Below are 14,186 nucleotides of genomic sequence, written 5' to 3' on the forward strand. Positions count from 1 at the left end.
CGGGCCCCACGCGCAGGCCAACGCCATACATGAAGAGGTAATAGAAGAGCGACTTTGCGAAGTTGTCGAGCTGCAGCTTGACGCCGTAGGTCGAGGCCCACGTCGCCAGCGCCGCGCCCACGACCACCGCGGCGGCGACCATGCCCAGCCCGTACCCCTTCACTGCGAATTTGCCGACGAGCACCGCCATCCCCACGGTGAAGAACAGCAGGATGTACGGGTTGTCGGCGAGGAACTGGAAGAAACCTTGCATGACGGCGTTCTCCGGTGTTCGCGGAACAGTCAGTGCGTCGAACTGGCGCGAAGGCCAGTCAGCGCGGACGGCTTGATCAGCTTGATGCCCTGCGCAGCGTGGTAGCCGTGGATCTCCTTCACGTCCAGCTTGCGCATGAAGGCGATCGTGTCGGCCGTGATCACCTGGCCCGGCACCATGATCGGGAAGCCGGGCGGGTAGGGAATGACGAAGTTGGCCGAGACCATTTCCGGCCCGTCGCGCAGACGCTGGTCGACCTCGTCGCTGCGCAGCTTCACGTACTCGCAGTTGTCTTCCTGGTAGGCCATGAAGAACGCAGGACGCATGTGGCCCTCGTTGCTCGGGCCATTTGGATCGTCGCGGAACGCATCGTGGAAGCGGCTGAAGTTGGGCAGGTCCGGCACGTCGGTCATCAGCGACTTCACGCGCTCGGAGAACACCTGCTGCCCGATCGCGCCTTCCTGCGACAGGCGCGACTCGATCTCGCGCGAGAGGTCCGCCAGCGCCTTGATCAGCAGCGCCGCGTCGCTGTGCGTGTTGTTGATGTTGGTCTGCACCAGCACGCTGTTGCGCGAGGTCTTGTTGATCTGGATGTCGAAGCGTTCGGCCAGGAGCCCCTTGAACTGCGTTCCGTCGAATCCTGCGGCGCCGCAGATCAGCGTCAGGCGCGTGGGGTCCAGCGCGAACTCGTCCTGGTCCCATGCCTCGGCCGATTCGGCCCAGGTGGAATTCGGCGGGCCGTAATCGGTCAGGCCCGACTCGCGGAATTCGGCCGGGATCATGTCTTCCGGCGTGGCCACGCGGAAATATTTCGAGATCAGCGGATGCGTGTTGACCGCACGGCGGATCTTCAGCGACAGGTCGGTCATGCGCAGGGTCAGCGCGTAGCCTTCCAGTTCCATCTGCCGCCGCGCCAGGTCCAGCGAGGCGATCAGCTGCAGGTTGGGCGAGGTGGAGGTGTGCGCGAAGAACGCCTCCTCGAACGGGCCCTCGACCTGGTGGAAGTCCTCGTCCCACACCAGCATCATCGACCCCTGCCGGAACGCCGACATCGACTTGTGCGTCGAGTTGGTCTGGTACACGCGGATGCGCACCTTGTCCGGATCGGGCAGCAGGCGCTCGTCCAGCAGGCCCGCGTCCTTGGTGTCCAGTTCGCCGCGGCCGGTCTTCCAGGCGTCGTATGCGTCGCGATAGGCCTTGCTGCGGTAGCGCTGCGTCAGATCCGCGGCCGCGCCCATCGCCGTGCGGCGCCGGTGCAGCGGGTTGAATCGTGCGAAGCCGAACCATGCCTCGTCCCACAGGAAGATCAGGTCCGGCCTGATCGCCAGGCATTCCTCCATCACGCGGCGCGGGTTGTACATGTGGCCGTCGAAGGTGCAGTTGGTCATGTCGATGACCTTCACCCGGTCCAGTGTTCCGGCCTTGGCGCAGTCCAGCAGCGCCTGCTTGATGGTGCGCAGTGGCACCGCTCCGTACATGGAGTACTGCGTCAGCGGGAACGCCTCGACGTAGTACGGCTGCGCGCCGCTGAGCACGAAGCCGTAGTGGTGCGACTTGTGGCAGTTCCTGTCGACGATGACGATGTCGCCAGGCTTGCACACCGCCTGCACCACGATCTTGTTGGACGTCGACGTACCGTTGGTGCCCAGATACGCACGTTTGGCGCCGAACGCCCGGGCCACGGCTTCCTGCGTCTTCTTGATGTTGCCGGTGGGTTCCAGCAGGCTGTCGAGACCGCCGGTGGTCGCGGACGACTCGGCGAACAGGATGTTGGTGCCGTAGAAGTGGCCCATGTCGCGGATCCAGTTGGAGCCGAAGATCGACTTGCCGCGTGCGATGGGCAGTGCATGGAACGTGCCGATGGGACGCATCGCGTACTTCTTCAGGTTGTCGAAGTACGGCGTCTCGTAGCGGTCCTTGATGCCGTCCAGGATCGACAGATGGATCTCCATCGGTTCCTCGACGTGATGGAACACGCGACGGACCGGTGCGGCCTCGTCGCTCCCGGCCAGTTGTTCCGGTGAGCGGTCCGTCAGCAGGTACAGGTCCAGTTCCGGCCTATAGCCCTTGATGGTGCGCGCGAGCGTCAGCGCCATCGTGCCGGGACGCAGTCCATCCTCATCCACCGTGATGTGGCGCGACAGGAAGGCCTTGAGGTCGGGCACATCGTGCCTGGACGCGTAGCCGAAGCCGTCGATCAGCACCACCGACTGCAGGTCGGTGTTCACCATCACCGCCAGCGCCGCATCTTCGAAGCTGCCCGCATGGACCGCTGCGTAGTGGAACTGGTCCTCCGGCCGACGCATGCGCCGCATCTCGTCCTTCGAGCGCGCCCATTGCGCGGGATCGCTGGGCGTGACCACCAGCACTTCGAAATACGGCTTGTCCGCCAGACCGCCGATGTCCGGCGGCAGCGCGTCCAATGTTGCGCGGTCCAGGTCCTCGTCCAGGCTCCAGGCCTGTTCGTCGCGGCGGTAGTCGCCGGAGAGGATGGCGCCGGAGATCTTCTGCACGTAGCGCGAGAAGAGCGACGCATCGCCCTGGTCGAGCGCTTCGCGGACCGAAGTCAGCAGGCGCTCGCCGGGATACGCCCAGCAGTGTTCGATGCGCAGCACGTCGCTGAGCAGCGTCTGGCATCGCGCGCGCAGGCGCGCCGCCGCGGTATCGCCCGCGTCGGCCCACGCGCGAGCCGTGGCGTTGAGCTCGCGCCACTGGTCAGCTCGCAGCGACGCCGCGACCAGCACGTTGGAGAGTTTGGGCTGGTTCTCGGAGTGGACATCCTGGTTCATGAGGCACCTGACTCGTGGTTCGGTGGTGGGGACGCGACGCGCACGGCGTCCAGCAGGGACGTCCTCGTTGGGAACGCTAGAACCCGATGCACGTCGGCGAAATTGGGCCTTGGACCTACATCGCGGCGCTCCCGCGCAGGCGGCAGCCGGCAATCTCCCGGCGGCCGGTCAATGACGGCCGGATGTGCCCACGCATGTTTCGTCTTGGCTATGTGCTGGTATGACCGTGCCCGCCTGCCGTGCCGTCCATCGGCTGCCGGCCTTCCCAGTGCGCCTTAGGCACGATCTTTGGCGACTCCGGGTCGGCCTCGTAGTTGGGCGACATGATCTGCACGCCCGCTTCGTTGAACGCGTCCTGGATGTTGGCGTGCAGCGCGCTGCGCGCCGCCAGTCGCTGCTGCACGTCCGCAATGCGCGCGCGCAGCACGTACTGCACGTAGAAGTCCGACAGAGCGGCCTGCGCGACGAACGGCGCAGGCGTGGGCTGCACGCCCGGCGTGCGTTGCGCGGCATCCAGCAGCAGGCGGTGCACCTGGCGCCACGGCGAGTCGTAGCCGATGGTCACGCTGGCCTCGATCCACATGCCGGGACCATCGGGATTGCGCGAGAAGTTCTGCAGCTTGCCGCCCAGCACGACGTTGTTGGGATAGCTCACTTCCACGCCCAGCGGCGTACGCAGCCGCGTGGTGAACAGGCCGATCTGCTGCACGGTGCCTTCGGTGTCGTCGATGCGCACCACGTCGCCCGGTGCCATCGTGCGCGAGTAGAGCAGGGTGAAGCCGCCCGCGGCCTGGCCGACGATGCTGGATGCGCCCAGCGACACCATCAGGCCGACGAACACGCTCAGGCCCTTGAAGGCCTCGGTTTCCGCGCCGGGCAGGTAGGGGTAGGCCATCGCCAGCGCGAACAGCCAGATCAGCACGGTGAAGATCTTGCGCGTCGGTTCGGCCAGTTGCTGGTCGATGCCCAGGAACTGGAAGCGTCCGGTTTCGACACCATGGAAGGTGATGCGCACCGCCTGCGTCACCAGCCGCGCAAGCAGGAAGATCAGGAACGCGCTGAACAGCCCGGGCAGCGCTGACACGATGGATTGGCCGAGCCCGGCGGTACGCGTGGCGATCCACTGCGTCATCGCATCCGCCCACGGCTGCGTGTACGGGAAACGGCCGAAGGCGAAGCGCAGCCATTCCTCGAACGTCAGCGCCACGATCAGCCACATCGACAATCGCACCAGCCCGCGTGCGCTGGCGATGAGCCCCGACAGCATCTGCCGCGCGGACTCGCTCCTGAGTTGCGCCAGTCGTCGTGCCACCCATGCATCGACCCGGTGTCGCGTGCGACGCATCAGCACGCGCAGCAGCCACAGCACGCCCACGGCGACGGCCGTTGCGACCAGCACCCAGGCAAGACCCTCGAGCACACGTTGCGGACGGCGGGCCTGCTCGGCCGCGGTCACCGCGATGGAAAGCCGCGAAACGGCCTGCGCACGCAACTGGTCCAGCGTCTGGCCGCGCAGGGTGTCCGGATCGCCGGGCACCAGCACCGTGACCAGCTGGCCGGACATCAGGATCGCCACGCCCTGCGGCACGGGCTGATGGCTGACCTTCGCTTCACCGGGCTCGTCGACGATGCGAGCGATGTTGGCTTCGGCCACGCGCGCGCGCCGCTCCGGCGAATTGCCGAAGAACGGCACGCGCAGGACGACGATGTCGCGGTTGAAGTAGCGCAGAACCGCCGGTGCGGCCGGTGGCGGCGCTGCCGGCGTGGTGGCCGGGGGAGCCGGCGCCGTGTCCTGCGCCTGCCTCGCCAATGACGGGATCGGCAGCGCGAGTGACAGCAGCCACAGGCCGCACGCGATGAGTGCCAGTCGCAATGACGCGACCGCATGTCGGCGCACGCGACTGCCCAACGACGGCGGTCTTGGCGTCGCAGCGGCAGCCTTCGCCGTCATGGCACGCTCCGCGGATCAGAACCGGTAGACGAAGCCGAGCCGCAGGCCGCTGTCGACGAACTCCAGATTGCCGTCGAAGTCGGAGGTCTCGGCATCGGCCTCGATCCGGCGCACCGTGTAGTCCAGCGAAATGCCCGTCTGTTCCCACGGGAACCACTCCACGCCGATACGGCCGAAGGTGATGTCGGCATCGATGTCGTTGACGTCCGCGGAGAAGTAGCCGACGTCGGCCGAGAAGCGCCACTGGTCGGCGGGCGCCCAGCGCCAGCTGCCGCCGATGCTAGGCGCGGGCAGGTCGGCGTCGACGGTTTCGCTGACCGCGCCGCCGACCTGGTTGCCGGCGGAGTCCACCTGCAGCGACAGTCCGAGTTCCAGGCTGTACCAGACCAGTCCGACGCGCGGACCGAGCGCCCAGTTCTCGTTGTTGGCGGCCCACCAGACGTAGTACAGGTCGTAGGCGTTCAGGTCGATCTCCGCGCGCACGGTGCTTTGTGCCTCGTACGTGGTGCCCTCGAAAACGAGGGTACGGTTGATGGTGCGCGAGGAATCCGCATCGTCCTGGTAGTACGAGAGACCGAACTCGTGGTTGTCGAAAGGCCGCCAGGTCAGGCCGACGAATGCAACGGTGTTGCTCTCGTCCAGGCCGAGGTCGCGCTGCAGGTCGATGCTGGTGCCCGACTGCGTCTCGCCGTCCGCGCGGACTTCGGTGTCGAACTCGGTGACGTAGCCGCCGATGCGGGCGCTGAACGTGTCCAGCGGTTCCACTGCCCGGCACTCCATGGATGCGAGCGCGAGCAGCGCCATCAGGGGCAATGCATTGCGGGTGTTCATGGGGCCTCCATCGGCGTGTGCGTTTCAACGGGAATGCGCGGCGGTCTGCAGCCCGACGAGGCGGGCCACCAGGAGCGCCAGATAAAGCTGTCCGATCACGGCTTCGAACACCGCGAGCCCGCGCACTGCGGGCGTGGCCGGTACGACGTCGCCGTAGCCGAGCGTGGCCAGCGTGACAAAGCTGAAGTAGATGGCGTCGCCCATCGCGATGCCCTGCGGCGGAACCACGCCGCCGCTAAGCAGCGCACCGGGCTGGATGCGCGCCACCGCGGCGTAGACCACGCCCCAGCACACGCCGATCAGCAGGTACGCGCTGAGCGCCGCGTAGATGCGCTCCGCGTCGATGCGCAGGCTGGACAACGAATAGCGGATCGCACGCCAGGCGGCCACGAGTGCGATCAGGCCCCAGCCCAGCGCGGCCACCACCGCCACGAACGGGGATTCGTATCCGCCGGCCGAGATCCAGCGCAGCAACAGCGCGACGCCGATCAGCGCGAACAGCACTCGGCGTTCGGCCAGGGCGACGATGGGAAACACCGCCGCCAGCAGGTTGATCGCAAGGAACGCTTCCATCGCCGAGCGCCCGAAGCGGAGCGTCTCCAGCAAGGGGCCGATGGCGACGGTGAGCAGCAGCGAGAAGAACAGCATCGCGTAGCGATGCGTACGCAGCAGGGAGTAGGGATGGGCAGGGCGGGCGTCCATGCTTACCTCGACGCGTCCGGCACGTAGAAGAACACCGCGGCCAGGATCAGGTACACGGCGAGAAGCTGTACGCCGCGCAGCCAGTCGGTGCGTCCGTCGCTGGTGATCTGGCCGGTGATGAGCACGGAGAACAGGATGATCAGCACCAGTCCCGGGCCGAACACCAGGCCCATCGGATGCGGGCCCATCACGTAACTCAGCAGCACCAGCAGTGGCGCCACCAGCAGCGCCAGCTGGACGCTCGCACCCAGCACGATCGACATCGCCAGGTCCATGCGGTTCTGGCGCGCTGCGACTATCGCGGTGGCCTGTTCGGCCGCGCCGCCGATCACCGCCAGCACGAACACGCCGGTGAAGGCGTCGGACAGCCCCAGTTCCTCGCTCGCCGGTTCGACCGCGCCGACGAGTATTTCGCTGAGCCAGATGATGCCCAGGCTGACCGCGGCCAGCACGATCACGGCCTTCGTCGTGCCCCATTGCGGCCCGTGGTGCGCGTGCATCGCCTCGTCCCTGGCACCGTTATCCGTGGTGCGCCCGTTGGTGGAGCGTGCGGACGCCAGCGTGAAGGCCACGTTCGCCACGTACACGCCCAGCATCAACACCGCGATCCAGGCGCTGATGGAATCGAGCCGCATCTGGGCGTCCGGCACGATCACGCCGTACGCCGCCGGCATGATCAGCGCGATCACCGCCAGCGTGAGCATCGTCGCCTGCGTGCGCGCGGCGCGTGCGTCGTAGCGCTGCTCGCGGTGTCGCGCACCGCCCAGCACCATCGCCATGCCGAGCACGAACAGGATGTTGCCGATGATGGTGCCGGCCAGCGACGCCTTCACCATGTCGTGCAGGCCGTTGCGCAGCGCAGCCAGGGCGATGATGAGTTCCGCGGCATTGCCGAAGGTCGCGTTGAGCAGGCCGCCGACCGCTGGCCCCAGCTTCACCGCCAGCGAACCGGTGGCCTGTGCCATCAGGGACGCCAGCGGAATGATGCCCAGGCCGGCCACGACGAAGATCAGCAGGGAGCGTTCCGGAGCCACGTGCTCCAGGACGATCGCCAACGGCATCAGCACCAGCAGCCATTTCATGTGGACCGTGTCCTCATTGCGTGGTCGGTGTGGCGGCTGCTTCGGCCGATGCGACGTCCGGTGGCGTGCCGAAGCTGCCGCCGAGCGCAAGGTGAAGGTCCACGCGCCGGCTGAGCCGCTCGCGCTGCACGCTGAGCAGCGCGATTTCCGAGGCCCACGCCGCCAGTTGCCGCTGGCTCACTGCTCGCAAGTCGGACCGGCCGATGCGGTACGCGGATTCCTCCAGACGGGTGACGGCGCGATTGGCCTGCGCGGCTTCGCGCAGGATGCGTTCGCGCTCGGCCAGCACGCGTTCGGCGGTGAGCGCGTCCTCGACTTCGTCCAGCGCCATCAGTGCCCGTCGCGCGTAATCGGCCACGGCTTCCTTCTGTTCGGCGGTACGCAACCGCAGCTGCCCGGTCAGCGCGCCGCCGCTGTAGATCGGCACCAGCGCGGTCGCCGCAACGCTGGAGGTGGTCTGCTCGATGTCTTCGCGCACTTCGACCACTTCGTTGCTGATTCGTCCGTAGCCGGCCGAGATCGACAACGTCGGCAGCATGGCCGCCTTCGCTTCGCCGACCAGGTCGAATGCTGCGGCGACACGTCGCTCGGCGGCGATGATGTCGGGCCGCCGGCTCAGCACGTCGGCCGGAATGCCGGCGGGAACCGGGGCAGGGAAGGGCGTCAGGGTGCCGTTGACCGCCAGCGTCGCACCGGGATAGCGGCCCAGCAGCAGTTCCAGCGCACGCAGCGCCTGCCGGTGCGCCAGTTCGATCTGCTGCTGCGCATCCTGGTAGGTGGCGAGGTTTGCCTGCGCGACCATCACGTCACTCTGCGTACCGGCACCTATGCGCAGGCGATCCTGCGAAAGATCGACCAGGCGGCTGCCGGCCGCAGTCATGTCGCCGGCAAGGGCCAGCTGCATGCGGGTTTCGTTGGCGACGAACCAGGCGCGCGCAACGCTCGCCGCCAGCGACTGCTGGGCGAAGCGATAGTCCGCGTTGCTGGCATCGCTGGCGGCGCGTGCGGCATTGCGCGCGTAGCGCAGACGACCCCACAGGTCGATCTCCCAGCTCAGACGAAGCATCACGCCACTGAGCAGCGGCACCAGGTCCGCAATCGGCTTGGAACCGGCGCGGCCCAGCAGGCCGAGCGCGGACTTGAGCTTGGCTTCGGCCAGATCGACCTGCGCATTGGCCTGTTCCACGCGTGCGGCCGCCATCAGCAGGTCGGGACTGTGTTCGAGCGCTTCGTGGACCAGTTGCGTGAGGGTCGGATCGTTGAAGCTCGCCAGCCAGCCTTCGTCCACCTGCGCGGCGCTGGCCTGCGCGGACCAGTTGGGCGGAATGGTGGTGTAGCCCAGCGCCTGCTCGCGCACTTCGTCGCCGGTGGGTTCCGGCAGCACCGCGCAGCCGGCCATCAGCACGAGCAGGCACGCGCCAACCAGCGGGATCGCCTGGGTCGCGCACTTGCTCGCGGAGCGGGCGCTCATGTCGGCCTCAGTGCAGCTTCAGCACGAGCCAGTCGAGCTTGGAGCTGACGCGCAGGATCACCTTGCGGATGATGTGCAGCAGCTTGCCGCGCTCGGTATAGATGGCGCCTTGGCCCTGTGCGCCCATCGCGATGAAGATGTCCGCATCGCGCCCGGTCGGTCGCAGGCGCACGGCGATGCGGCCCAGCGGCAACGGCTGCACGCCGCTCTGCGGAACCATGCCGGTAATCGGCATCTGCCCGGTGCCCGATGCCCACACCACCGAATCGACCGCGCACTTGATGATGCGGTTGGGGTAGGTCTTCAGCGCGATCTCCGCCTCGTTGCCGGCGGCGACGTTGGCCAGTTCGTTCTGCGCGAACATGGCCAGCACCCATTGCTCCTTCTCGACGAAGCTCATCACCGGCGTCAGCGGAAGGCTGGCCGCGTAGGAGCCTTCGCGCAGTTGCAGGTTGATCACGCTGCCGTCTGCCGGCGCGTACACCGTGGTCTGCTCCAGTTGCCATCGCGCCTGCACGATCTGCGCCTTCAGCTGCTCGACCGCAGCACGGGCCTGCGCGACTTCGGACAGTTGCCCCTCGCGCGTCTGCGCCGACAGCTTCTGCTGCACCTGCGCCATCTGCGCCGTGGTGGAAGCGAGTTCCGAACGCAGGCTGGCCGCCTCCGTCTGCGCCTGCTCCTGGTCGAACCTGGAACCGGCGCCGGTCTGCGCCAGCTCTGCCGTCTGGCGTTCGCGCTTCTGGGCCAGTGCCAGGCGCGAGGACAGCGCATCACGCGTGGAGCGCGCGCCCTTCAACTGCTCGTTGAGTTCGCGCTGGTAGGCCTGCGCACTGTCCAGCTTGGCCATCATTTCCGGCAGCCTGGCTTCCAGCGCGGACAGTTCCTGCTGGTACGGAACCGGGTCGATGCGGAATAGCACGTCGCCCTTCTTCACCGGACGGTTGGCTTCCACCGGCACCTCGATCACGCGACCGGTCACGCGCGGCACCACCTGCACCACGTAGTTGATCACGCGCACGTCGGACGAGGAGGGCGCCACCACGTTGAGGATCAGGATCATCGCCGTCAGCGCGAAGATCGGCAGCGACACCACGATGATCTGCGTGACGAAGTTCCACGGCAGCCACTTGAACTTGAAGAAGATCAGCCAGACGAAGAACGAATAGATGAGCAGCAGGATGATCTCCATGGCTTACTCCTCGTCGCCGCCGGGCGTGGGCCGCCGCGCCGTGCTGCCGGATGCATCGCCCATCGCGAGGGCCATTTCCAGCGAGCGGATGCGCCGGCGCATTGCATCTACTTCGGCCTGGGATTCCATGGCGCGGCCGTCCGCAACTACGACCGGTTCCGGTTCGGGTGCCTGTTCGGCATCGTGCAGCGGCGTCAGCGCATCGCCACCATGGCCGTGCCGGTCGTCCACGTCGGTGCCGTAGGCCATGCGGTGCAACACCGGCTTGGTGTACGCCCACAGCCACGCCAGTGGCCACAGCAGGCCGCCGAAGAACAGCGACAGCAGGCATAGCGTCTTGATGGCATCCAGTTGCGGGTGCCGACGCTTCTCGGCGATACGCTCGGGCAGGATGTGCACGATCCAGAACACCGCGATCAGCACCACCGGCACCACCAGCAGCGCGATCCACGCCACGATGTTGGCCGCCGTATCGAGCGCCTCGCCGCTCAGCAGCGAGGCATGCGCGATGCACGGCAGCAGCAGTACCGGCGTTGCCAACGCGAGCAGGGCGCGCTGTGCGATGTTGTTCCTGCCGCATTTCATGGTCGTCTTCATGGGCCGATCACCCTGCACATCGTCTAGGCGCCCTGGCCGTCGTGTCGGACCGCATCGAGGATGGCGCCTATCAACGCTTCGTCGTCCACCGGTTTGGTGAGGAACGCGCGGGCGCCGCTGTCGAGCGCGCGTTTTCGTCCTTCGGGCGTGTCGTTGCCGGTCAGCACGATGACCGGCAAGGGCAGGCTCCATTTGTTCAACTGGCTCTGCACGTCGAATCCCGTCGCGCCGGACATATGCAGATCCAGCACCACGCAATGGGGTGCGCTTTCACGCGCGTGGCGAAGGAATTCCGTTCCCGTCGCGTAGACCAGCACCTCGAACCCCGCGGAACGAAGCAGCCGGTGCAGCGCGTGGCGGACGTCTTCCTCGTCGTCCACGACGGCGATGGTGAGCGGACGCCGGATCATGGCGTCACTAAACGGCGGCGAGGAACAGGCAGCAATTGGCCCTTGGCCCAACATCGACGCAGCGGAACAGGCTCGGCAAGAAACGTGCCTTCACGCGACGGGAAGTGCTGTTGGTGGCCCGGAGCAGCATCGCGCCACCGCCAATGGCCACGGATGACGCATGACACTGGACGCAGCCTGTGCAGCGTCACATCATTGGCCGCGCTGATGCGGACCCGGTACTACGTAGGATGCGTAACGCCTTGGGGAGTGACCGCCATGACTGCAACCGTACATGTGGTGGACGATGACGCCAGCGTGCTCACGGCGCTGACACGGATACTCGAAGCCGAAGGTCTGGACGTCGTGCCCAGCCTGTCCACGCGCGAATTCCTCGAACGCTACGATCCCAGCGTTCCCAACTGCATCCTGCTCGATCTGGCCATGCCTGGAATGGGCGGACTGGAAACACAGCAACTGCTGGAAGAGCAGGGCATCGGCAGCCCGGTGATATTCCTCACCGGCTGCGGCGACGTGCCCAGCACGGTGCGTGCGATGAAAGCCGGCGCGATCGACTTCCTGACCAAGCCGGTCGAAGTGGACGACCTGCTCGACGCGGTGCATCGTGGCATCCAGCGTGACCTGCGCACGCGCGCGGAGCACGAGGACGAATCGCGCGTGGGGGTGCTGTTCACCACGCTCACGCCGCGCGAGCGCGAAGTGCTTCGCCACGTGCTGGCAGGGCGTCTCAACAAGCAGATCGCTGCCGAGCTCGGCATCGTCGAGAAGACCATCAAGGTCCATCGCTCGCGCGTCATGCACAAGCTCGGCGTGCGTTCGGTGGCGGAGCTGGTGCGCCTGGCCGAACGCGCGCACGTGACGCCGGCCTGATCGTCAGGCGCCGCGGGGCAGGGCAGGCGCGACCCTAGCGTCCATTGGAGGCAGCTCGATGTGGAAGCGGGCACCATGCCCGTCCAGGCCGTTCTCCACCCACAGCTTGCCGCGGTGCGATTCGATGATGGTGCGGCAGATCGCCAGCCCCAGGCCCAGGCCATTGGGCTTGGTGGTCTGGAACGGCTGGAACACCTGTTCGAGCATTCCCGCAGGAATGCCCGGGCCTTCATCGGCCACGGTAATGCGCACGTGGCCGTCCAGTGGCAGCGTGCGGAACGTGAGGCGCCGGCTTTCCAGCTGCGCCATCGCATCGCTGGCATTGAAGACCAGGTTGAGCAGTACCTGCTGCAACTGCACCTGGTCGCCCTCGACCACGGGCAGGCCCGGCGCCAGGTCCAGCGCCACGACGATCCCGCGGTTGCGCAGGTCGTGCCGCAGCAGGCGCAGGCATTCGCGGATCGTCTCGTTGACGTCGACGGCCGCCATCGACTGCGTGTCCTTGCGCAGCAGATTGCGCAGGCGGCGGATCACGTCGCCGGCACGCCGGTCGTTATCGACGATGTCGGACAGGATCTCGCGGATCTCGGTCAGGTCATCCGGATTGCGCAGCAGCATGCGTTGCGCCGCCTGCGCATTGCTGAGGATGGCAGCCAGCGGCTGGTTGAGTTCATGCGCCAGGGAACCGGACAGTTCGCCCAGCATGGTCACGCGCGACAGGTGTGCCACTTCCTCGCGACGCAAAGTCAATTCGGCATCCTTGCGCTTGCGCTCGGAGGTGTCCGTCACCGCGGCCAGGATGAAGTTCTCCGCGCCGAACTGTACGGGATTGAGTCCGACCTCGATCGGAAACTCCGTGCCGTCCTGGCGGAGACCGCGCAGTTCCAGGCCGTCGCCCATGATGCGTTTGCGCGGATTGAGCGTGTAGTCGCGACGATGCCTGGCGTGCACCTCGCGCAAGCTGCCGGGAAGCAGGCGCTCCAGGTCGCGGCCGAGGAGTTCCTCGCGTGCATAACCGAACATGCGCTCGGCTTCGGCGTTCATCAGGCTGATCCTGCCAGCCTCGTCTACTAGCAGGATCGCACTGGGCGCGGCTTCGAGCAGGGCGCGGAAACGTTCACTGGAGGCGTGCGCTTCGGTGTCGTCGCGGGCGACACCACGCATGGTCAGCGGACGGCGGTCGTTGTCGTACTGCACCTCGCCGATGACCGTCAGCCAACGCTCGGGCCCGCGGCGCGACGCACGGAACGTTGTGGCAAAGCTCCCCATCTCCAGGCCGGCATCGAGGTCCGACCGGACCTGCGGGCGATCGGCGGGATGGATCAGGTGCATGACCACCGCCAGGTCGACGTCCCCGCTTTGCTGGCAATCGCTCAGCCACTGGCGTGCCGTGGGCGAGGCAAGCACCCGATCGTCTGCGATGTTCCAGGACCACAGCCCAAGCCCGGCGGCATCCGCGGCCAGCTGTAGTTCGCGTTGGCCCTGCAGCCGTGCCAGTTCGCTTTCGCGCAGCCTTGCGGACAGGCGGTTGGATTCGAACAGATCCGAACCCAACTGGTAGCTCATCGCCGCGATCACGAACACGAAACTCGGCGAGCCGATGAAGGGCGTCTTGCCAAAATTGAGAGTCATCAGGATCGCGGCGGACACCATCAGGCCCACGAACAGCAGCCAGCCGCCGCAGATGATGACGGCGTGGCGCCACACCTGCGCGTCGTCCGATCGCAACGTGGCCGTGAGGACCAGCGCCATGTACACGGCGATCATCAGGTTGCTGAGCTGCGCCGGGATCACCCACGGATTGGGCGAACCGATCGGGTACGAAATCAGCACGCCGCCAGGCCAGACGACGTGGCCAACGGAATCGATCACCTGGAAGTTGAGGTTGGCCCCGGTGGCGAAATTCGGCACCAGCGTCGCCAGGCGCAGGACCGCCGCGGCCACGGCCAGCCAGAAGAACCGCGGCCCGAACGACAACCGCACGAACGCCACCAGCGAGAGCACCAGCACCGATATCGGCACGTGCATCCAACGGATCAGC

General features: G+C 66.8%; 12 protein-coding genes. 1 reads left to right on the forward strand and 11 read right to left on the reverse strand.

What is annotated here, in order from left to right; genetic code table 11:
- The 10 genes from VFE83_RS06470 to VFE83_RS06515 all read right to left on the reverse strand — a co-directional run.
- The coding region (locus tag VFE83_RS06470) for a hypothetical protein (protein WP_324904259.1) at nucleotides 1–253 on the reverse strand (253 nt) is incomplete at its 3' end.
- Nucleotides 254–282: 29 nt separating this feature from the next.
- Nucleotides 283–3,042: a hypothetical protein gene (locus VFE83_RS06475; RefSeq protein ID WP_324904261.1), complete on the reverse strand. Its 2,760-nt coding sequence runs from the start codon at nucleotides 3,040–3,042 to the stop codon at nucleotides 283–285.
- A gap of 208 nt (nucleotides 3,043–3,250) precedes the next feature.
- On the reverse strand, nucleotides 3,251–4,993 hold the full coding sequence (locus VFE83_RS06480) for a mechanosensitive ion channel family protein (RefSeq protein WP_324904263.1): 1,743 nt from the start codon (nucleotides 4,991–4,993) through the stop codon (nucleotides 3,251–3,253).
- Between the two features lie 15 nt (nucleotides 4,994–5,008).
- Nucleotides 5,009–5,824: a hypothetical protein gene (locus VFE83_RS06485; RefSeq protein WP_324904264.1), complete on the reverse strand. Its 816-nt coding sequence runs from the start codon at nucleotides 5,822–5,824 to the stop codon at nucleotides 5,009–5,011.
- A gap of 24 nt (nucleotides 5,825–5,848) precedes the next feature.
- Complete coding sequence (locus tag VFE83_RS06490; RefSeq protein ID WP_324904267.1) at nucleotides 5,849–6,526, reverse strand: potassium channel family protein; 678 nt, start codon at nucleotides 6,524–6,526, stop codon at nucleotides 5,849–5,851.
- Nucleotides 6,527–6,528: 2 nt separating this feature from the next.
- On the reverse strand, nucleotides 6,529–7,608 hold the full coding sequence (gene cax / locus VFE83_RS06495) for a calcium/proton exchanger (RefSeq protein WP_324904269.1): 1,080 nt from the start codon (nucleotides 7,606–7,608) through the stop codon (nucleotides 6,529–6,531).
- Nucleotides 7,609–7,621: 13 nt separating this feature from the next.
- The gene (locus VFE83_RS06500; RefSeq protein ID WP_324904271.1) at nucleotides 7,622–9,079 is read right to left on the reverse strand and encodes an efflux transporter outer membrane subunit; all 1,458 of its coding nucleotides are present in this window, start codon (nucleotides 9,077–9,079) and stop codon (nucleotides 7,622–7,624) included.
- 7 nt (nucleotides 9,080–9,086) lie between these two features.
- On the reverse strand, nucleotides 9,087–10,268 hold the full coding sequence (locus VFE83_RS06505) for an HlyD family secretion protein (protein ID WP_324904273.1): 1,182 nt from the start codon (nucleotides 10,266–10,268) through the stop codon (nucleotides 9,087–9,089).
- 3 nt (nucleotides 10,269–10,271) lie between these two features.
- Nucleotides 10,272–10,865, reverse strand: a complete 594-nt coding sequence (locus VFE83_RS06510; RefSeq protein WP_324904275.1) for a DUF3302 domain-containing protein — start codon at nucleotides 10,863–10,865, stop codon at nucleotides 10,272–10,274.
- 23 nt (nucleotides 10,866–10,888) lie between these two features.
- Nucleotides 10,889–11,329, reverse strand: a complete 441-nt coding sequence (locus tag VFE83_RS06515; RefSeq protein WP_324904277.1) for a response regulator transcription factor — start codon at nucleotides 11,327–11,329, stop codon at nucleotides 10,889–10,891.
- A 204-nt stretch (nucleotides 11,330–11,533) separates the two neighbouring features.
- On the opposite strand from VFE83_RS06515, the gene VFE83_RS06520 reads away from it, so the two are divergent.
- On the forward strand, nucleotides 11,534–12,145 hold the full coding sequence (locus VFE83_RS06520) for a response regulator transcription factor (RefSeq protein ID WP_324904279.1): 612 nt from the start codon (nucleotides 11,534–11,536) through the stop codon (nucleotides 12,143–12,145).
- A gap of 3 nt (nucleotides 12,146–12,148) precedes the next feature.
- Here the strand turns inward: VFE83_RS06520 and VFE83_RS06525 are convergent, their stop codons facing one another.
- Complete coding sequence (locus VFE83_RS06525; RefSeq protein ID WP_324904671.1) at nucleotides 12,149–14,173, reverse strand: PAS domain S-box protein; 2,025 nt, start codon at nucleotides 14,171–14,173, stop codon at nucleotides 12,149–12,151.
- Nucleotides 14,174–14,186: the final 13 nt, after the last annotated feature.

Origin of the sequence: Lysobacter sp., from assembly GCF_035655815.1 — a bacterium.
In the GTDB taxonomy this organism is placed as follows: Bacteria; Pseudomonadota; Gammaproteobacteria; order Xanthomonadales; family Xanthomonadaceae; genus Lysobacter_J.